Annotated in this window: 18 protein-coding genes; 6 read left to right on the top strand and 12 right to left on the bottom strand. The window is 57.4% G+C overall.

Annotation, left to right across the window (positions count from 1 at the left end):
* Positions 1-3: 3 nt before the first annotated feature.
* The 3 genes from OIM99_RS18975 to OIM99_RS18985 are packed head-to-tail and all read right to left on the bottom strand — an operon-like array spanning position 4 to position 1992.
* Positions 4-804 (bottom strand): SDR family oxidoreductase, encoded by an 801-nt coding sequence (locus OIM99_RS18975; protein ID WP_311852015.1) that lies wholly within the window; start codon positions 802-804, stop codon positions 4-6.
* Positions 797-1150: a cupin domain-containing protein gene (locus OIM99_RS18980; protein WP_311852016.1), complete on the bottom strand. Its 354-nt coding sequence runs from the start codon at positions 1148-1150 to the stop codon at positions 797-799. Before OIM99_RS18980 ends, OIM99_RS18975 begins: the two co-directional genes overlap by 8 nt.
* A complete protein-coding gene (locus OIM99_RS18985) occupies positions 1150-1992 on the bottom strand; it encodes a cyclase family protein (RefSeq protein ID WP_311852017.1) in 843 nt (280 codons plus the stop codon). Before OIM99_RS18985 ends, OIM99_RS18980 begins: the two co-directional genes overlap by 1 nt.
* A 208-nt stretch (positions 1993-2200) precedes the next feature.
* Here OIM99_RS18985 and OIM99_RS18990 point away from each other — a divergent pair, with 208 nt between their 5' ends.
* On the top strand, positions 2201-2980 hold the full coding sequence (locus OIM99_RS18990) for an IclR family transcriptional regulator (RefSeq protein ID WP_311852018.1): 780 nt from the start codon (positions 2201-2203) through the stop codon (positions 2978-2980).
* Here the strand turns inward: OIM99_RS18990 and OIM99_RS18995 are convergent, their stop codons facing one another.
* Positions 2981-4177, bottom strand: a complete 1197-nt coding sequence (locus tag OIM99_RS18995) for a M24 family metallopeptidase (RefSeq protein WP_311852019.1) — start codon at positions 4175-4177, stop codon at positions 2981-2983. It abuts the gene before it with no gap.
* A 233-nt stretch (positions 4178-4410) separates the two neighbouring features.
* Here OIM99_RS18995 and OIM99_RS19000 point away from each other — a divergent pair, with 233 nt between their 5' ends.
* Both OIM99_RS19000 and OIM99_RS19005 read left to right on the top strand, forming a co-directional pair.
* On the top strand, positions 4411-5169 hold the full coding sequence (locus OIM99_RS19000; RefSeq protein ID WP_311852020.1) for an SDR family oxidoreductase: 759 nt from the start codon (positions 4411-4413) through the stop codon (positions 5167-5169).
* A gap of 36 nt (positions 5170-5205) precedes the next feature.
* Entirely contained in the window at positions 5206-5994 is a 789-nt protein-coding gene (locus OIM99_RS19005; RefSeq protein ID WP_311852021.1) for an SDR family NAD(P)-dependent oxidoreductase, read from the top strand.
* 37 nt (positions 5995-6031) lie between these two features.
* Here OIM99_RS19005 and OIM99_RS19010 read toward each other — a convergent pair whose 3' ends face one another.
* Positions 6032-6766, bottom strand: a complete 735-nt coding sequence (locus OIM99_RS19010) for an enoyl-CoA hydratase/isomerase family protein (RefSeq protein ID WP_311852022.1) — start codon at positions 6764-6766, stop codon at positions 6032-6034.
* A gap of 161 nt (positions 6767-6927) precedes the next feature.
* Here OIM99_RS19010 and OIM99_RS19015 point away from each other — a divergent pair, with 161 nt between their 5' ends.
* On the top strand, positions 6928-7503 hold the full coding sequence (locus OIM99_RS19015; RefSeq protein WP_311852023.1) for a VOC family protein: 576 nt from the start codon (positions 6928-6930) through the stop codon (positions 7501-7503).
* A gap of 11 nt (positions 7504-7514) precedes the next feature.
* Here the strand turns inward: OIM99_RS19015 and OIM99_RS19020 are convergent, their stop codons facing one another.
* The 3 genes from OIM99_RS19020 to OIM99_RS19030 all read right to left on the bottom strand — a co-directional run bounded on the left by OIM99_RS19020 (position 7515) and on the right by OIM99_RS19030 (position 12473).
* Positions 7515-8528 carry a phosphotransferase family protein gene (locus tag OIM99_RS19020; RefSeq protein WP_311852024.1) on the bottom strand — a complete coding sequence of 338 codons (1014 nt, stop codon included), beginning with the start codon at positions 8526-8528 and terminating at the stop codon, positions 7515-7517.
* 100 nt (positions 8529-8628) lie between these two features.
* Complete coding sequence (locus tag OIM99_RS19025; RefSeq protein WP_311852025.1) at positions 8629-10278, bottom strand: glycosyltransferase family 1 protein; 1650 nt, start codon at positions 10276-10278, stop codon at positions 8629-8631.
* Positions 10279-10343: 65 nt separating this feature from the next.
* On the bottom strand, positions 10344-12473 hold the full coding sequence (locus OIM99_RS19030; protein ID WP_311852026.1) for a glycosyltransferase: 2130 nt from the start codon (positions 12471-12473) through the stop codon (positions 10344-10346).
* A gap of 296 nt (positions 12474-12769) precedes the next feature.
* Here OIM99_RS19030 and gmd point away from each other — a divergent pair, with 296 nt between their 5' ends.
* Complete coding sequence (gene gmd / locus OIM99_RS19035; protein ID WP_311852027.1) at positions 12770-13756, top strand: GDP-mannose 4,6-dehydratase; 987 nt, start codon at positions 12770-12772, stop codon at positions 13754-13756.
* Between the two features lie 4 nt (positions 13757-13760).
* The gene (locus OIM99_RS19040) at positions 13761-14744 is read left to right on the top strand and encodes a GDP-mannose 4,6-dehydratase (protein WP_311852028.1); all 984 of its coding nucleotides are present in this window, start codon (positions 13761-13763) and stop codon (positions 14742-14744) included.
* A 9-nt stretch (positions 14745-14753) separates the two neighbouring features.
* Here the strand turns inward: OIM99_RS19040 and OIM99_RS19045 are convergent, their stop codons facing one another.
* Genes OIM99_RS19045 through OIM99_RS19060 form a run of 4 tightly spaced genes read right to left on the bottom strand, consistent with a single transcriptional unit; the run spans position 14754 to position 18788 of the window.
* Positions 14754-15554: an ABC transporter ATP-binding protein gene (locus tag OIM99_RS19045; RefSeq protein WP_311852287.1), complete on the bottom strand. Its 801-nt coding sequence runs from the start codon at positions 15552-15554 to the stop codon at positions 14754-14756.
* A 2-nt stretch (positions 15555-15556) separates the two neighbouring features.
* Positions 15557-16765 (bottom strand): hypothetical protein, encoded by a 1209-nt coding sequence (locus tag OIM99_RS19050; RefSeq protein ID WP_311852029.1) that lies wholly within the window; start codon positions 16763-16765, stop codon positions 15557-15559.
* A gap of 5 nt (positions 16766-16770) precedes the next feature.
* Positions 16771-17592: an ABC transporter permease gene (locus tag OIM99_RS19055; RefSeq protein WP_311852030.1), complete on the bottom strand. Its 822-nt coding sequence runs from the start codon at positions 17590-17592 to the stop codon at positions 16771-16773.
* Positions 17592-18788 carry a capsule biosynthesis protein gene (locus OIM99_RS19060; protein ID WP_311852031.1) on the bottom strand — a complete coding sequence of 399 codons (1197 nt, stop codon included), beginning with the start codon at positions 18786-18788 and terminating at the stop codon, positions 17592-17594. The genes OIM99_RS19055 and OIM99_RS19060 overlap by 1 nt, the downstream gene beginning before the upstream one ends.
* Positions 18789-18958 lie beyond the last annotated feature (170 nt).

Raw genomic sequence — 18958 nt, forward strand, 5'->3', positions numbered from 1 at the left:
CGCCTACCCCGCCGTATAACCGCCATCGGCGTAAAGGATGTGCCCGGTATAGAAATCCGAAGCTCTCGACGCCAGGAACAACAACGGACCAGCCAGATCTTCCGGCTCGCCAAGGCGCCCCTTGGGCACGCGGGTAAGAAAGCCGCCACGCACCGCCTTGGCATTGTCGTTGTCTTCAAACATCCAGGCCGTCAGCGGCGAACGGAACACCGTCGGCGCAATCGCATTGACGGTGATGCCGGTCGGTCCCAACTCGCAGCCCAGCGCCTTGGTGATGCCATCGACCGCCGACTTGGAGGCGCAATAGGCCGTATAGCCCGCCGGATGGCCGAGCAGCCCGCGTGCCGAGGACATCAGCACGATCTTGCCGCCCTGCCCCTGTGCCAGCATCTGCTTGGAACAAGCTTTCGCCATCAGCCAGGATTGGGTGACATTGGCATCCATCACATCGAGAAAACGCTCGGGCGCCATGTCGACGATCTTCGCCACGTCGTTCTTGCCCGAGGCAACAACCAGGATATCGACCTGGCCGAAACGCTTGACCGCGGCGGCGACGATGCCTTCACAGGCTGCCTCGCTCGACGGCCGCACGTTCAGCGCCTCGACTTCGGCCCCGGCCGCGATGCAATCCTTGGTGATCGCATCGAGGTCGGCCTTCTTGCCGGCGGTCAACACCAGCTTGCAGCCGGCATTGGCCAGGATTTGCGCGGCCAAAGCCCCGAAAGCGCCGGACGCACCGGTAATGACGGCAACCTTGCCCTTCACGTCGAAGAGCGACAGCGGGTTTTTCAGATAGTCACTCATGCTTGTGCCCCGGCGGATAGGGAATGACGACCATCATCACGCAGACGTGGTTCGAGCGGTTGACGATCTCGCGCACCTCATTGGGCGCGATGGTGCAGGAGTCGAATTTCTTCAACACCGTTTCCTGGCCGCCAACGATCACCGTCATTTCACCTTCGATGACCACATAGATCTTCTCGAACGGCGTCGAATCCGGCCCGGCGCCGCCACCAGGAAGAAAGTGGGACATGCCGACCCATTGATTGGTCGGCCCGCCCTTCTCGAACCCCTGCAAGCGCAGGCCTTTCACCTCGCGGTGATTGGCCGCCTCATAGGGTTTGGCATCCTGATAGCGCTTGACCAGCATCAGAACGCCTCCCCCTTTTCGATCCGATAGGCCTGGCTCGGATCGGTGATGGCGACGAGACGGATGATGCAGCCATCGCCGCGATCCCAGTTCCACGGAAAGAAGGCGAAGGTGACGCGCTTGCCGGTGACAGCGTCAAGATCGCCACCAACGTTCTCGATGCCGAGAATGCCGTTCTTGAACAGGATGCGATGCACCGGCTCCCATTCCGGGAAGTCATCCTTCCAATCGCGGCCGCCGGACCATTCCTTGTACTCTTCGGCGAGGTGCGGCAGCAGCGGACCATTGCGATGCGGACCGATGGCGGTTGCCAGCGGATGATCGTTGGCCTGCGTATCATGGCCGACGACTTTCACCTTCTTCTCAACGAACCAATGTCCGGCCGAGGAAACGAAGCCTGGTGCGCGCGCAAAGTAATCTTCGTTATCTTCGTAGATGTGGTGCCAGCCCGTATTAACGATCACCACGTCGCCCGGGCGCACGATCTTGCCAGCGGCCTTTTCGAGATCGTCATAGGTGATCGATTCCCACTTCTTCTTCGGCAGCGAAATGACGATGCCCGAGCCGAAGAAATGCGGCAACGGCACTTCATCGATGAAGGGCGTGCCCGCCACCACATGCGCCGGCGCATCGATATGCGTCGTGTTGTGCATGCTGGTGGTGATGCGCTGCGACAGCACACCAGATTTCGCCATGTAGTGAATGCGCTCGATCTTCACGTCTTCGAAATACGGCCAGTTCGGCGACTGATACCCGAAGCGATGCGACAGGTTGTAAAACTTCAAGCCCATCGGATTGTCGAGATTGCTGTCGAACTTAATGCCGCGAACCGTGATCGACATCGATCAGTCCTCCCTCTCTGCACGGCGCCCCCAATGGCGCGAAATGAAAAATGCAGTTGGCGTTTAGCCGATTTTCATAATACGATACAAGTGTATCATATAGCGGTCAATGACCACGAAGCGATCCAGGAAGATTTATCGGCTCGCTATGCGGTACATGAGCTCGACAACCCACAATGCGATATGACTGAGGAACAGGATGCCTACTGTGTCTTTTGGCCGAACAAGCCCAGCGACGACGCGACGTTCGCATGGCGGCATTCAAGTCATCGCACGCGCGGCCAACGTGTTGCGCTCGCTCGAAGACAAGCCTGACGGTTTGAGCTTGGGACAAATCGCCAAACGCGTCAGCCTTGCCCGCTCCACGGTACAGCGCATCGTCGGTGCGCTGGCCGCCGAAGGTTTCGTCTCGACAAGCAGCGGCGGCACGGGCGTGCGCATTGGTCCGGGCCTCGTTCGCCTGGCTGCGACCGCCGGCTCGACGACGACGGAAATCATCGCACCGCACTTGCGCGCACTCGGCGATGAAGTCGGTGAAACCGTCGATCTGTCGGTTCTCTCGGGTGCGTCAGCGATGTTCGTCGACCAGGTGCAAGGCAAGCAACGCCTCGTCGCGCTCTCGGCTGTCGGCGAGCGCTTTCCCCTGCACTGCACGTCCAACGGCAAAGCGATCCTCTCCTGCTTCGCCGGAGAGGATATGAACGATCTGATCGACCGCAGCGTCGCCGAACACGTCAACTACGCCCTTGCCGATCGCAAGGCGCTACTGCGCGAACTGGACCGCGCCCGCAAAAGCCATCTCGCCTATGATCTTGGCGAGCATGGCGAAGGCATCAACGCGGTCGGCACCGCCTTGCTCGACAGCTATGGGCGGCCGGTGGCGATCTCGATCCCCGTACCCGAGCAGCGGTTTGCTCAGCAGCGCCCCATTCTCGAAAAGGCGCTGCTGAATTTCCGCGAACGGATGAAGAAACTGCTCGTCAAATGATCAGCCGAGTTCCGTAATCCTCTCAGGGAACTTGTGCAGACGCTCGACGCCCTTGTCCGTGATCAGAAAGTTGTCGCAAGCCCAGCTATAGGTCGTCGACGTCACATAGGTCGGATGGACCGACACCACCATGTTGGCTTCGATCGTCATGGTCTCGTCGAAGCGCACCAACGGCCGCTCCACCATGTCATAGCCCTGGCTGTGACAGTAGAGCCGCTCCTCCGGCGGCCGTCCGTTCTTCGTCATGAACGCATTATGCGCGTCCCAAATGTCCTTGCAGGAGGCTCCGGGCTTCAGGAGATCAAGCGTGTGCTGGCGCGCCTCGAGCACGAAGGCGAATTCGCCCTTCATCTCTTGCGAGGCTTTGCCGAGCACGCAGGTGCGGCCCAGCTCGGTATAGTAACCACCGGCGCCGCTGTTCTCGATCAGGATCGTATATTGATCGCCAGTATTGATGATGCGGTTCTGCAGATGCGGCGGCCCCATGACGGCCGCCTTCCCCACCGGTCCTGACGCGCTCATATACCAGCCCTGTTCGCTGCCGACGCAGGTTCCCGCATGACGGGCCGCCGACATCACCTCGATGTCTCTTTTGCCCGGCGCGACGGCCTTGAAGGCGGCTTCCATCTGCATGTCCTGCATGGCGCAGGTCGCCCGCATGATGGCGATTTCCTCCGCGCTCTTGATGGCACGGATCTCGTCGATGAGATCGGTCGCATCGACAAAGGCGGAATTGGAGAGCTTGCCGCTCTTGAGATAGTCAACGAAGGCGTAAGGCATCGACGACGTACCCACCAGTCCGATCGTCGCACGCGTATGGGCTGAGAGCGCCTTTTCCGCCAATTCCGCATCGTAATGCTTGCAATAGGAGGCGCTCGCATAACCCGGCACGCCCATGACGCGCTTGACCCCGCGATAAAGCGGATCGCCCGATGCGATGGCCTGATCCATGCCGAAGGGCCCCTGCCCAATCATCGTCATCTCATCGTCGCGCGGGAAAATGACGGTGAGCGGATAGCCGTTCGTTGCCGGAAGGTCGGTGAGATATTTGACGTAGCCGCCCATGAAATCATTGTTGTTCTGCATCACCAGAACATCGACGTTGCGCGCCTTCATCGCCGCGCGCACGAGCTTCCAACGTCTTTCCAGCTCTCCAGTCGAAATAGGCGCAACAATCCGCTCGACGATAGCGTTCATAACCTCTCCCTTCCATCCCCTGATGTCGATCAAACCCTCTGCACTTGATCGAACCCTGTCGGCGGTTCTTGCCATGCAGCCCCAAAACCGTCTAGCGGCCCACAAGGTGGAACATCTATCGTCTCAGCCATGCATTTTCGCGGCCGCCGATGATCGACAGAAGGCGTTGAAATCAGATGGACATATGCCTAATTTGGCGCCGGCTGAAATCAGATAAAAACGAGGAAACGTTCATGGGACGCCTGCAGGACAAAGTCGTTATCATCACCGGTGGCGCGCGCGGTATTGGCGCCGCCTTCAGCAAAGCGGTTGCCGCCGAAGGCGCCATCGTCATCGTCTCCGACGTGCGGGACGGGGCCGCCACGGTGCAGGAGATAGAGGCGGATCGAGGACGGGCGGCTTTCATCGCTTGCGACGTCAGCTCGGCTCAGTCCACCACGGATCTCGTCAACGAGGTCGTCAAGCGGCATGGCCGTATCGATGCTGTCGTCAATAATGCCGCCATTTTCGCCAATCTGAAACGGCAGGCCTTTTTCGACATCGACGAAAAAGAATGGGACGACGTGATGGCCGTGAATGTGCGCGGCCCCTTCCTCCTCACCAAGGCGGTAGCGCCCGTCATGATGCGCCAAAAATCCGGCAAGATCGTCAACATCGCATCCGGCACGGTTTTCAAGGGCCAAACCGGCATCACCCATTATGTCGCCTCGAAGGGCGCCATCGTCGCGTTCACGCGCTGCGTTGCCCGCGAACTCGGCGACTACAACGTCAACGTCAATGCCATCGCCCCGGGTCTCACCATGAGCGAAGGCGTGATCGCCAATCCGGACATGAGCGGCGGCGGCTCCAGCGCCACCATGAACTCACGCGCCTTCAAGCGCGAACAGAAGCCGCAGGATCTCACCGGCACGCTGGTTTTCCTTTGCTCCTCTGACAGCGATTTCATGACGGGTCAGACCCTGGTCGTCGATGGCGGCAGCGTCACGCACTAATCGCCCTTCTTTCCGTTTCAAAATTCAGGACACCCAATGAGCAAACTGTTCGATCTCACCGGCAAAACCGCTTTCGTGACCGGAGCCGGCAGCGGCCTCGGCTATGCCATGGCTGAGGGGTTTGCCGAACACGGCGCCCTCGTCACTTTGGCCGATGCGGATCGTGCTGGCCTCGATCGTGCGCTGGCCAAATTCAATGCCGCCGGCCATCAGGCCACAGCGGTCGAGCTCGATGTTCGCGAGCCCGCCGCCATCCGCGCCGCGGTGAAGAACGCCGCCAGCCACTATGGCAAACTCGACATCGTCGTCGCCAATGCCGGCATTACCGGCGGCGCCCCGATCAGCGAGGAAGCCGGCTATATCGAGAATATCGATCTCGATGTCTGGAACAATGTGGTGAAGGTCAACCAGACGGGGGTTTTCGCCACGTTGCAGGCGGCGGCCGCGATCATGAAACCGCAGCGCAGCGGCCGCATCATCGTCACCGCCTCCATCTCGGGCCTGCGGATATCGGAAGTCTCGGGCTATCCCTATACGGTCACCAAGGCGGCGGTGATCCATCTGGTTCACCTGGCGGCGATCGAACTGGCGCCCTTCAACATTCATGTGAATGGGGTCGCCCCCGGCCCGTTCATGACGAATATCGCCGGCGGCCGGCTGTTTCGCGAACCCGAACGCGCCAAGGCCATGGGCGATGCGGTGCCAATGAAACGCATGGCCGATCCATCGGAGATCAAAGGGCTCGCTCTTCTGCTCGCCTCCGGCGCCGGCAGCTTCATCACCGGACAGGTCATCCCCATCGACGGCGGCGCCACCGCGCGCTGAACGCGCGGTGGCTCCTGCTCCAAGTTTATTTCTTGGCCTACTTCTTGACGTCCATCTCGCTGGACGAATTGATCAGGCTGTGAATGTTGCGCGCGAAATCCACCGCCTTGGCGGTGTCGATGGTCATCGCGCCATGGGCATATTCCTTGACCGCGAGGACGGCCGGCCGCGGCGCCTTCATCAAGCGCTCGATCAGCGCATTGGCCGTCTTCTCGAGATCGGCGCGCGGCACCACATCGCTGACGGCGCCAATGCGCTGCGCTTCGTGGGCCGAGATCACCTTGCTCGTCCACACCAGATACATCAGCGACTTCAAGGGCACCCGATCGACGAGCGACGACATGACCATCGTTGGCATGATGTTATGCGTGAATTCGGGGATGGCGAAGGACGCATTCTCCGCCGCGATCGTCATATCGGATACGCAGGCGAGCGCGCAGCCGAAACCCAGCGCCCGTCCCTGCACCACGGTCAGAACCGGTGCCTTTGATGCGCGCACCGCGCCGTAGCATCGAAACACGATGTCGCTCATCTTGCGCAGCGCCAAGGCCTCGGGACGCGTTTGCGGGCGCGTGCCCATTCCCGCCCGACCGATACAAAAATCGTCGCCATTGGCGCGCAGGACGATCAGGCGCACCTTGTCGTGTTCGTTGATGAACGTATCCCCCAGAAAAACGATCTGCTCATCGGAGAGGCCGTTGCCCCGCTCCGGATTATTGAGTGTGATTTCCAGAAGATCGTCCGACTTCTTGACGATAATGCCATCCGCCATCGTGTTTCCTCGCCATTCCCTCCGGCCCCAGGCCGTTGTCTTGTGAACCCTAAGGCTCTTGCGCCACCGGCGGCGGCGCTGTCAATTGGCGGATATTGCCTAATTTTTGCGGCCACGCTACCGCTGTCCCATCGGGTTAGCGGGAATTGGAGGAGGCAGCGATGACCTTGGCCCAACAGGAAACGGCCGCCACGGCGGGCCGCATGAGCTTCAGCCATCTCGGCATCTACGTGACCGACCTACCGATGATGGAAGAATTCTACACCCGGATGCTCGGCTTCATCGTCACCGATCGGGGCGAAGCGCGCGGCAACCCCATCGTTTTCCTGAGCGGCGACCCCCGCGAACATCATCAGCTCGTCCTGGTCGGTGGACGGCCGAAAGAGTCCTTTTCGCAGATCAACCAGATCTCCTTCCGCGTTCCGGCACTGGAAGACGTTCAGGCCGCCTGGCGCCGGGCCAAGGATGCGCCGGGCGTCGGGCGCATCTACGCGACCAATCACGGCAACGCCTGGTCGGTTTACTTCTTCGATCCGGAGGGCAATCGGGTCGAGGTTTTCGCCGATTCCGAATGGTACATTCCGCAGCCACGGGTCGACGAGCTCGATCTGTCAAAGCCGGCGGCGGAGATACGCACGGAGTCCGAACAGTTTTGCCGCTCCTGCGAAGGCTATATGCCGCTGGCCGAATACCAACAGAAAATCGCCGATCGGATCGCCGCCGCCCGTTCGAAATAATCGGCTCGCAGCTAGGATTGTTGCGCCAACGCCGCTGCACGCTTGGCGAAATTGATGGCAAGATGCGCGACGTCGGCGGCATTCTCGCCCGCCGCATTGCCGGCCTTGGCGCGGGCGGCCACGCCTTCGAAGATCACCGCGAAGCGGAACAAGGCGAAGACCATGTGGAAGGGCACGAAGCCAACCTGCCGCTGCGCCGCCGCCTCATAGGTCGCAAGAAATTCCTGAAAATCAGGCAGGCCTAGATCGACAAGATTCTCGCCCAGCAAGCCGCCATATTCCTCCGGCGCGCTGTACCACATCATGCCGAAATGAGCGATGTCGGCGGCAGGATCACCCAGAGTCGCCAGCTCCCAATCGAGAACGGCAATCACTTTGGGCTCATGCCGATGAAACATGAGATTGCCGATCCGATAGTCGCCATGGACGATCGTTGATGGCCCGGCGGTCGGCATATGCGCCGGCAACCATTGCTGCAGAAAATCAATTTCGGGAATGTCGCGTGTGCGAGACAGTTGCCACTGTTTCGACCAGCGCGCGACCTGCCTTTCGAAATAGCCTTCCGGCCGGCCAAAATCGCCAAGGCCGGCGGCGCGCCAATCAATGGTATGGAGGCGTGCCAGCGTTACCGCCGCCGATTTATACATCGTTCGCCGCTCGTCCGGAGAACTCTCCGGCAGGCGGCAGTCATGGATGACGCGCCCATCGAGCCGCTCCATGACGTAAAACGGCGTCCCGATGACATCCCGGTCGGTACAGAAGTGCAGCATGCGTGGGACGGTAAAACCGCACTCGGCCAGCGCTTTCTGAACGCGATACTCCCGATCGATCGCATGGGCAGATGGCAGCAAAGGCCCGTCCGGCTGCTTGCGCAAAACGACCGACTTTTCGAGGCCCGTAACAAAATAGGTCGGATTGGATTGGCCGCCCGCAATCGATTGAAGTTGCAGAGGGCCACGCAGTCCAATGGCCTCTTCGAGATAGGATTGCAGACGCTCCCCGTTCAATGCTCCCCCGCCCTGCATTCTCTCCCCCGATCAGCTGGAAGCAAATAACTGACACGGCACCTCGAGAGAGTCGAGTGAGCCCCGGCTCGGCCAAAGCCCGACACGCGCATCAACCTGGCTATTGAGCCGGCGTAACAGCGGACGACAGCGTGAAAACCTTATCCATGAAATCATCCGTCACCTCGTCCCAGGATCGGGACTTGAACCGGCGACGCACATCCTCGGTCCAGGCCGCGAGGTCTTGACGATCCGAAAGGGTCGCATCGATCACGCGATAGGCTTCATCGACATTCTTGGGATCGAAATAGCGTACGAGATCGCCGCCGACTTCCGGAATCGAACTCGAATTCGAGGCCAGACATGGTTTGCCGAAATAAAGGCTCTCGCCCACCGGAAGCCCCCAGCCTTCGGCGAAGCTCGGAAAAACGGTAAACAGACAATGGCGATAGAGATATTGCAGCTCACTATCGGAAAGCCCTTCCAGCACGACGATCTTGCCATGGACATTGTTGGCCGCCGCGAGATTCTCGCGAAAGGACTCGATGCGCCACCCCCACTTGCCGATGATCAGAAGCGACGGCGCCTTCTCTCCATAGCGATCATAGAGTCGCTTCCAAACTTCAAGGAGAAGCGCATGGTTCTTACGCGGCTCGATCGTACCGACGCAAAGAACGTATTCCTGCGGCAGCGATTGGAGAAAAACCTCGGACACAGGCTGTTCGCCACCCGAGGCAGGAATATCGTGTGCGAGAGGAATTGCCGCAACAGGCACATCCTTGCGCGCCAGCGATGCCAGCAGCGTGCGCAATTCATTCGCTACAAAAGTCGAGTTCGTACAGGCATAGTCGATGCTGGCGAGAGCTTCCTCCAGCTTTTCCGTGAAGTCACGTTGAGTCGCCACATCCACATATTCTGGATTGGTGTAGGGAATGAGATCGAAAAAATTGATACCAACCAACGCACCGTCATGTCTCAAATCATTGAGACGCGACAGATAGTCTTTGCCGAACCAAAATGCGCCGAGTACGAGATAGAAGTCGCCGCTTCTGCACTTCAGAGTCTCGGCACCTCCGAAGATCTGACCAAGGATGGCGCCAAGATGCTCTATCGTAACGCCATCGGAATTCGATGCATCGACAAGTTCGCAAGCCAACAAAGTGCGAGCAACTTTATATTGCCGCTCGGCGTCGCTAAAGAAAACGAAAGCGATGTCCCCTTCCACATTCCGTTCGATGAGTGAAGTCAAAATCTCAGCCTGCACCCTCTGCATGCCGGTCCGCCGAACATTTGTTCGAAAGAACGCAAACATATCAGTAACATCGAGCAAAAGACGGCGACCGCTCTCAACAGCCAGGCCGAGCACCATTTCACGTTCAAATGTCTCAAATGGAATCGTCGCATCTATGCGTCGCGCTCGCGCAAGGCAGGCGCGTGCCGTCAAAAGATAGTTTCGACGCGCATATCGGCGACCAAGTGCGACGAGCATGACGGCATCGTCGGATTCTTGACGAAGAAGTTGGCGAAGGCAAAACAGTTCGCCCTTCAAATCCCCCATGTGAACGGCACAGTCGGCAGCTCTAAGCCAAACCTTTTCATCAAATGGATGCGAGAACAAATGCGTTCGATAGGCGCGATAGGCACGCTGCCAATCGCCAGATTCATAGCGCGTATCACCACGCTCAACGCCTTCGCCGAAGACTTTGAAAACATGATGCGCAAGCCGATCACCGAATACCCGCAAATGCCTTTTGATATTAGAAGTCTTCATTCAGTAGAACGTCCGTCGCCGATGGAATTTGCTCCCCCATCCCCCCGCGCGATGTGAATCTGACACTAAGCTCGCTTATTCTCCTGTTCAGCTTCGAACGCTATGGCACATAAGCCCAAGTAGAGCGAACGACCGGGATCCGACTGAACATAGTTTGCATCAATACGTTCCAGGCTCAGTACGAGCTTTTGTACTTCGTTGACGATCGCTGTCATCTCCACCCAAACCGATTTATCGGCCGGAACTATGGCGCAATTCACAACACCGGTTTGAAGGTCCTTCAGGCCGATCTGCCCCTCTCGTTTCGGGGGCGCCCCCAAGATTAGAAAGCGGACAATCACCCGAGATCCAGCGGCCAGTTTCGTCGCAATGGATATCTGAGCCGTGGGTTTTGAGGACCACACCCCCCAGTTTTCAATGCCGTGCCAGCCGTCCTGGAAGATAAATTTGTGCGGCCGATTCCGCCAATTCGCCGCCGAGCCCTCAACAGTACGATCAAAATGATAGATCATTCCCGCGGCTAGCGCCTCGGGCTCGTTCATTGGCTGCGGCTTGGCGGACTGGGCACAATGGTCGACCTGGACAAGGAAATTGTCGACGACATCGCCCCAAGTCCGAGGTTGAAAAGTCGATACAATCTTTGCCCGCCAGTCAGCGAGCTCCTGCCGATCCACGAGAAGCTTTTCGATAACGGAATAAGCCGCCGCTGGATCGAATGGATCAATATAGCGAACGAGGTCGCCGCCCACTTCCGGAATCGAGGTCGCATTCGAAGCGATGCATGGCGTGCCGCAAGCGAGGCTTTCTCCTACCGGCAAGCCCCAGCCTTCGGCAAAACTCGGAAAAACGGTGAACAGGCAATGACGATAGAGATAGTCGATCTTTGCGTCCGACAGATTGCCGAGAACGATAATCTTACCTGATAACGACTGTGTCTCCTCAAGACGCTGTTTGAATGCTTCGCTGCGCCATCCCCATCTGCCAACAACGATCAAAGGGGGCGTCGCATCACCAAATTTTGCCAAAAGACGTGTCCAGACGTCGAAAAGCAGCAAATGGTTCTTACGGCCCTCGATCGTGCAGATACACAGAACATATTCGGGCGGAAGCGCCTTCAGAAATGCCGGCTCGATCTGACCATCGCCGCTTGGGGGAGGATCATGCGCCAAAGGCACCGCGGCCACGGGAATAGAACGACCGAGACGATCGCGAAGAATTTCCCGCACCTCCGTCGCAACGAATTCAGAGATCGTGCAAACGAAATCGATCTGGGAAAACACGTCGCCGAACCGATCCAAAACACTATTCAGGTCGGATTGATTCACAAACTCGGGATGCGTCACGGGAATGAGATCGTAGATATAGGCACCAACGAGGACGCCGCGCGATCGCAAATCGACGAGCGACCGCAGATAGTCAATCGATATCCAGAAAGCTCCCATAATGACGAATGCATCGCCCGGCTGGAATTCGACAAGCCGCGATTCCGCATAGATTTTGTCGATATAGGGTTGGTAGACTTTAACAGTCGCCGCAGGGTCTTCGGTAGCTTGAACCAAGGCTGCCAACTGTTCCTCAGCGATTTGAAAAATCTGGCTACGACCGTCGCGGCAGAAGACGAACGCCACATCTTGACGACGGAACTTCCGAAACCAAGCGGAGACCATCGAGAGCAAAACCCGCTGAATTCCGGTACCGTGATTGTTGTGCCGCAGGTAACGTAGGATATCGGTGATATCCAAAAAAATGCGACGGCCAGCGATAGAATGGTCTGACCCGATTCCATCCAGATAGGCATTGCCAAGGAACGCTCGATCCCGCGCTTCCAGATCAAGCGTCGGCGCCGCGAGTAGAGCGCCCCGATAATAGGCGAAGGCACTCAGCGGACGGCCATTCGCTGCCTGCTGGCGCGCCAGAGTCAAAAAATCATTTGCGGACCGCGGCGATATAGCCTGCGCACGCTCATAGGCAAGCAATGCCTGCGCCTTCCGGCCGACGAATGATTCACAGAACCCCAGATCCAGCCAGGACGCATAATCATCCGGATGCTGTGAAAGATGCAGACGATAGCAAGTCGCCGCTTTGGCAAATTGCTGGGTGTGCCAAAATCCGCTCGCTTGCCGCCCGAAATCGGCATGCCTGCCGAGCCCCAGCCGAAATGCCAGATTTCGCCAAGCGTCATATGCATCAAACATCTGAAACAACACCCAAATCGTCAAAAATGCCGTGCGCAGAAATAGACAAAAACCAGCCTATGGTCTACCAACACACCAGCTAAGGTTGGTTCTCAGCATTCCTGATGGAAGATTGTGGATTTTAGTCGTAGCGAACAAGGCGGATTTCAGGTCGAACGAAGCCCTTCGCTCTTTTCAACCTTTCCTCGCGAAAGCCAGAATGCTGGAGCCCGACATATTCCTCCCGCCCCAGAGATCAGTTATGGGACCTTCGGCGTTTTCATCGATCGTAAAATTGTAACGAGGCAGCTCTCTCCATGGCTAAACGCGCACTTATTACCGGCATTACAGGACAGGACGGCGCCTACCTGTCGCAATTCCTGCTCGGGAAAGGTTACGAGGTCTTCGGTGTCATTCGCCGCTCGTCCCATCGTGGCGTTGAAGACCATCGTTTGCGTTGGCTCGGTGTTGCCGATCAGGTCACTTTGCTGGACGGCGATCTTGCCGATCTGTCGAGCATCGTTCGCATCATGCAACAGGTGAAGCCAGACGAAATTTACAATCTGGCTGCCCAGTCTTTCGTTGCTTCGTCCTGGCAACAACCGCTGCTGACCGCCAATATCACGGCCGTTGCGGTCACCACCATGCTGGAAGCCATGCGCATTGTGAAGCCCGAAGCGCACTTCTACCAGGCCTCCTCATCCGAAATGTTCGGCCTGATTCAAGAGGAAATGCAGAGCGAGAAAACGCCGTTCTATCCGCGCTCCCCTTATGCGGTGGCGAAGCTCTATGGCCACTGGATCACTGTCAATTATCGAGAAAGCTTTGGCTTTCATGCTTCATCCGGCATCCTGTTCAACCACGAAAGTCCGCTGCGCGGCACGGAATTCGTGACCCGCAAAGTGACCGATGGCGTTGCCCGAATTAAACTTGGCAAAGCTCATGAATTGCGGCTCGGCAATATCGACGCCAAACGCGATTGGGGCCACGCCCGCGACTATGTGCGGGCGATGTGGCTTATGCTGCAGCAGGAAAAGGCCGACGACTATGTGGTCGCCACGGGCCGCACCACAACCGTGCGCGACATGTGCCGGATCGCCTTCGAGCATGTCGGGCTCGACATGGACAAACATGTAGTCATCGATCCAGCCTTCTATCGTCCGGCTGAAGTCGATGTCCTGCTGGGCAATCCTGCCAAGGCCCATCAAAAGCTGGGATGGACTGCGGAAATCTCTCTCGAAGAGATGATCAAGGAAATGGTCGACGCCGATCTGCAACGCTGGCGCACGGCTGTAGACGGCTAGATCAATGTCCCGAAGCGCTCCGCAGGCCGTCAGCTATCGTCGCATCCTCGTCACCGGCGGAACTGGCTTCGTCGGTGGATGGCTCACCCCACGCCTCGCGCAGCGATGGCCAGATGCTCAATTGTTTCTGTTGCGCCGATCCGCTGATCTGGTGGAGCGAGAAGGTTGGACACCTGTTGTCGGCGACCTCAACGATCGTGACAGTCTCGACCACGCCCTGGCTCAAACGCGTCCTGATCTCATCATTCATCTGGGCGCCCAAGCCTCGGTTGGATCGTCATTTCAGCAAACCGCAGCTACGTGGGATGCCAATCTCGGAGGCTCCATCAGCCTGGCGGTGGCGTGCGCGCTTCACGCGCCGGAGGCCGTCTTTCTGAACATCAGCACCTCCGAAGTATATGGCGCGAGCTTCCGCGACGGCCCCGCCTCGGAAGACACGCTGCCGCGCCCGATGAGCGCCTATGGCCGTTCAAAGCTTACCGCGGAAATGGCGCTTCTTGATATCTTGCCGCCGACGGTGAAACTGATCACCGTTCGCCCATTCAACCATACAGGCCCCGGACAAGATCGGAGATTTGTCCTTCCGGCCTTCGCAGCCCAGATTGCCGCCATCGAACAGGGGCGCCAACCGGCGATCCTTCAGGTCGGCAATCTATCGGCCGTGCGTGAATTTCTCGATGTCCGAGATGTCGTCGAAGCCTATGTCGCTATTCTCGACCATCCTGCGGCCTTTGCCCCTGGCGACATTCTGAATGTCTCTTCGGAAGCCCCTCTCGCGATCGAAGAAGCTTTGGCTTTGTTGCGACAAGCCGCCCGTTGCCCTTTGAATATCCAGATGGATCCAAACCGCTTGCGTCCGTCCGACATTCCAAAGGCAAGCGGAAGCTCACGCAAATTGCGCGAAATGACCGGGTGGAAACCAGTCATTCCCCTGCCCCAGACGCTCGATAATCTTCTCGACTACTGGCGCACTGTCGAGGCCCACTGATCAGTGGGCTTACAGCGTGTGATAGATGCTGATCGCGAAATCAACGTCATCAAAAACACGGCTGCGCCCACCTTTGAGAACCACGGCGCGGTCGCAGAATTTTTTCAAGATCGCAACGTCATGACTTACCAGAATCATCGCGGTATCGGCCCGCTTGACGAACAATTCGTCATAACATTTCTGATGAAAGCGCTGATCACCGACCGACAAAACTTCGTCAATCAAAAAACACTCAAAATCAATCGCCAGCGTCAACCCGAACGCTAGGCGCATGTTCATACCCGACGAATAGTGTTTGACCGGCACGAACAACTGCTTGCCCAGCTCGGCAAAGTTATCAACGAATTCGACGACGTCCTGAACCGGTCGATCATAGACACGCGCAATAAACCGAATGTTGTCGATGCCGGTCATGTGGCCTTCAAGACCGCCGCTGAAAGCCAACGGCCACGACATGAAAAGACCTTTGTAAATATCACCCGAAGTTGGCGGCTCAACACCACCAATCAGCTTGACCAAAGTCGACTTACCAGCGCCGTTGCGTCCGAGGACAGCAACCTTCTCGCCCGGAGCGACCTCAAAGTTAACATTGTCAAGCACCCGGCGCAGACCAATGGGGGTGTGGTATTCCTTTACGATATTGGTCAGCCTGATCGTACGGTCTCTGGGCTTCAACGCATTCGCCTGCTCCTCGCGACGTTTGCGCATCGCATAGCCGGCGGCTTCAATTTCGCTCTCAGCCCATTCATACATCCGCAGGCCACGGCGAATAGCCTGCGGCATCAACCGATCACGAACACGTCCAATCATGCTCACGCCGAATGCTCCATTGCGATCTGAGTGATCGAGCGGATGATGAGGAAGATCAGACCGCAGACAGCGATCACTCCCAAAAGATATAGAAGGCGGCGAGGATAAGTGTACTGGTCGGGCAAATTGGGCTCGACGATGGTTTGCAGATAGAGCTGCTGGCGCTCCGCATCTTGACGAGCTTTCAGATAGTTCAAGTCCGCAGCGCCCATTGCCTTGGCGGCAATCTCGCGCTCAACGACGAACTGCTCGTACATGGCAAGCTTGTTGGCGACCGAAGTATCATTGCCAACGACATCTCGCTTGAGCCGATCAATCGCACTCCGGTTTGACAACACCCGTTCGCGTAACGCCGGAATGGAAGGATTGGCCGGCGTCAAAGCAATCGTCTGAGCCAGCGTCGCTTCCATCGCCGCCAACTCCGTCGTCATTTTGCCGATCTGTTCAAGCGCCGCGAGCGATTCTTTGCCGGGGTCGACAGTACCCGACTTATTTCGCCATTCGGCGATACGGCCCTCAAGTCTGGTAAAATCCGCTCTGGCGTCATCGACGATGCTCTTGGCATAGCGAAGCGCGTCGCGATGCGCGCGTTCGTTCAATCGATTGATAAGCTCCTCGGCATATTTTAGCAGAGCCTTCGCCATCATCTGTGCATCGTCGGGGCGAAAAGCCGTAACCTCCAGCGTACTAATACCAGTCGCCCCTTCGATATCGGCGCTTACCATGTGCTCATATTGACGATAGAGCTTGGTTTTGGTGTCTCGCGTGAAAAAATTTGGGAAGCGATTGAAAATATCGGCTTCCGGCCGCGCCAATATGTCTCGCAGTCCGTTGTTCGCTATCAGAAGATCAGCCGCGTCGCGGGACATGATATATTCGTTGACGGCAAAGGTTTCATCGTTGGCGCGAGACATACCCTGCGTCGAAACCAGGGATGCCAGCCCTTCAAGCCCGGAGCCGCCAGCCGAAGTCCGAACGATAAAGCGCGCTTCCGAAACATAGCGATCGGACGCGATGAAGAACAAATAGACGAACGCCAGGAAGACCGGCACGACCATCGTCAGCAGAACGAGAGCATGACGGCGGAAGAATGATTGCCGCTTGGGCTCAACCCAAACCTCATCGACGGGCGTCAGATAACCTCGCGACTCCAAGGGACGCAGTTCAATCTGACGAACGACAAAAGGAGTATCGGTCTTTGTGTCAGTCATAAGGATCAAAGCTCGACATGCCGTTGCGCATACAGCATCAACGGAAAACCAATCCCCGTCGTCAGCAAGGCGCACAACGCCAGAAAATAAGGATCGTAGTGGGTCACAACGCTCGGCGGGAACACTCCGGCTCGAAACATTTCAATTCCATGCACGAGTGGAGACATCAAAAGATACTTTTGAATCTTCAGCGGCATCCAATCAACCATGTAAAACGCCCCGGTCAGCGGTAGCGTTAAATACATCACCGGATGGATGAAACGTTCCAGAACGTCGCTGAGCTCAGTTAGTGCGGCGATAAGCAGACCAAATCCTGCGCAAAACCACGCCATGAGCAGCCAGCCGCCGAACAATAGAAGCGGATCGTTGGGCAGCGGCAAAGCACCGAGGAGGTACAAAGGCAAATAGGCGACCACGAACGCCGCCATAATGCCAACGGTTTCCAACAATGAACGCGCCAGCAGAATGTCGAGATATTTGACGTTGGCATGGAATGTCAGGGCGGCGCCATATCGCATACCATGCAAGGAGCGGAAAACGATCTGACGCCAAAGCGTCAACATCGAATAGCCCGTCAATGCAAAGGGCACGACACCGACCGACGCATCATGAGAAACATGGGTGAAGCTCCACAGCGCCATGACGCCGGTCGTCAGCAGCAGCGGCTCACCAATAACCCAGAAGAAACCCAGATTTTCATGGCCGTAACGACCCACGGCTTCGCGGATCATCAGTGCCGAAACAATGCGAGCTTGTACCTTGGCCCCAGTCAGAAAATTGGACCTTCGAGAGCGCTTGTCGAAAGCAGAAAACACATCCGAGAACATTAGTTTGCGTGCTCCTGCGTACCAGCGTTCAGCAACCACAAGATTGCGCCCAGCATGCACGAAACGACCAGATAAGTCAGGATCATCCGTATCCGCTCCGGCTCGGTCGATTGGTCCGGCAGATTGGGAGAAACGATCTGTTCGACGTAGATTTGCTGTCGCCTAGCCTCCTGCCGAGCGGTCTCCAACGAATTACTCGCCGTCGCCAAACCTTTTTCGGCGATGTCCCGCGCGGCGGCCAGCTGTTCGTAGCCCTCGATTTTCTTGGCCATCGCCGCATCGCTACCAGCAAGCTTTTCACGTTCTTCCGTTATACGCGCTCGCAAGGCATCCGCCCGGGCCTGACGCGCCGCAATGGCAGGATTGTTCGGAGCCAATCTGGTCATTTCCTGCACTTGCGCTTGCGTCTGCGTATATTCGGTCGCCAGCGACGTGATCGTATCAAGGACCGATTGGGACGTCTTTGACGGATCGACAATCAATTCGCGATTACGATATCTGGTCAGTTCCTTTTGCGCTTCAATCAGTCGATTGCCCGCGTCATCAACGCTTAACTGCGCCGATTTGACGGTATCCGCCTGCGCCCGCACATTCATGCGGTTGACCATTTCCTCCGAGATTTTGAGCAGTTCTTGGGTAATGCGCAAAGCATCTTCAGGACGGAAGGCGACCGCTCTTACCGTGGTAATACCCTTCGACGGATCCTGAATGACCGTCACGCGATCGAGATAATATTCATAAAGCCGCTCAAAGGCGTCGTTCTTCCACAGCCAGAAACGTGGAAACCGCGTAAAAATATCGGCATTGGAATTGGAGAAGATTTCTCGCAACGGAAGCCGGCTTTCCAAGGCGCGCACGGCATCGCGCGACAGCATGAAGTTCTGAACGGCATTGGTGTCGTCGACGGCTCGCGAGATACCAAACGTCTGAAGCACCATGTCCAGACCACCGGCCGCACGCTTGCTCGAGACGCTCCGGACGATGATATTCGCCTCCGAAACATAACGGTCCGCCGCGAACAAACCGTAGTAGAAGACTGCAAAGATCGGCGGAACGATCATCACCGCCAAAATGAGCTTCTTGATCAAGCGAGCCCGACGCTCGGCTTTATCCAAGATGTGGTTGACCGAACCAGGCGCAAGCACTGCCTTTGGCCGCGAAAAGCCGGCAACAACATCGGGCAAATTCAGGCTCATTCAATCGGCTTTCTTTGGAGGCGTGCAAGCGGCAGCGCGCAACTCTTGGCGACCACACCGCGCCGCCAAACAGCTATTGCTCCAGAATAGTTGTCGCAAGGTTTTGATACGCTTTCTTTTACCTTCAATTAGGGCAAAATTCCATCCAAGCAGCCGAAGTGGCCAAGTCC

Origin of the sequence: Methylocella sp. CPCC 101449 (genome assembly GCF_031921685.1) — a bacterium.
GTDB lineage: Bacteria > Pseudomonadota > Alphaproteobacteria > Rhizobiales > Beijerinckiaceae > Terripilifer.

Excerpts from the sequence above, each read along its gene's own strand:
- OIM99_RS19015 (WP_311852023.1), top strand. The coding sequence starts at position 6,928 with ATGACCTTGGCCCAACAGGAAACGGCCGCCACGGCGGGCCGCATGAGC.
- OIM99_RS18995 (WP_311852019.1), bottom strand. The coding sequence starts at position 4,177 with ATGAACGCTATCGTCGAGCGGATTGTTGCGCCTATTTCGACTGGAGAG.
- OIM99_RS19005 (WP_311852021.1), top strand. The coding sequence starts at position 5,206 with ATGAGCAAACTGTTCGATCTCACCGGCAAAACCGCTTTCGTGACCGGA.
- OIM99_RS18980 (WP_311852016.1), bottom strand. The coding sequence starts at position 1,150 with ATGCTGGTCAAGCGCTATCAGGATGCCAAACCCTATGAGGCGGCCAAT.
- OIM99_RS18985 (WP_311852017.1), bottom strand. The coding sequence starts at position 1,992 with ATGTCGATCACGGTTCGCGGCATTAAGTTCGACAGCAATCTCGACAAT.
- OIM99_RS19010 (WP_311852022.1), bottom strand. The coding sequence starts at position 6,766 with ATGGCGGATGGCATTATCGTCAAGAAGTCGGACGATCTTCTGGAAATC.
- OIM99_RS19000 (WP_311852020.1), top strand. The coding sequence starts at position 4,411 with ATGGGACGCCTGCAGGACAAAGTCGTTATCATCACCGGTGGCGCGCGC.
- OIM99_RS19020 (WP_311852024.1), bottom strand. The coding sequence starts at position 8,528 with ATGCAGGGCGGGGGAGCATTGAACGGGGAGCGTCTGCAATCCTATCTC.
- OIM99_RS19050 (WP_311852029.1), bottom strand. The coding sequence starts at position 16,765 with ATGACTGACACAAAGACCGATACTCCTTTTGTCGTTCGTCAGATTGAA.
- OIM99_RS19025 (WP_311852025.1), bottom strand. The coding sequence starts at position 10,278 with ATGAAGACTTCTAATATCAAAAGGCATTTGCGGGTATTCGGTGATCGG.
- OIM99_RS18975 (WP_311852015.1), bottom strand. The coding sequence starts at position 804 with ATGAGTGACTATCTGAAAAACCCGCTGTCGCTCTTCGACGTGAAGGGC.
- OIM99_RS19040 (WP_311852028.1), top strand. The coding sequence starts at position 13,761 with ATGTCCCGAAGCGCTCCGCAGGCCGTCAGCTATCGTCGCATCCTCGTC.
- gmd (WP_311852027.1), top strand. The coding sequence starts at position 12,770 with ATGGCTAAACGCGCACTTATTACCGGCATTACAGGACAGGACGGCGCC.
- OIM99_RS19055 (WP_311852030.1), bottom strand. The coding sequence starts at position 17,592 with ATGTTCTCGGATGTGTTTTCTGCTTTCGACAAGCGCTCTCGAAGGTCC.
- OIM99_RS19030 (WP_311852026.1), bottom strand. The coding sequence starts at position 12,473 with ATGTTTGATGCATATGACGCTTGGCGAAATCTGGCATTTCGGCTGGGG.
- OIM99_RS19045 (WP_311852287.1), bottom strand. The coding sequence starts at position 15,554 with ATGATTGGACGTGTTCGTGATCGGTTGATGCCGCAGGCTATTCGCCGT.
- OIM99_RS19060 (WP_311852031.1), bottom strand. The coding sequence starts at position 18,788 with ATGAGCCTGAATTTGCCCGATGTTGTTGCCGGCTTTTCGCGGCCAAAG.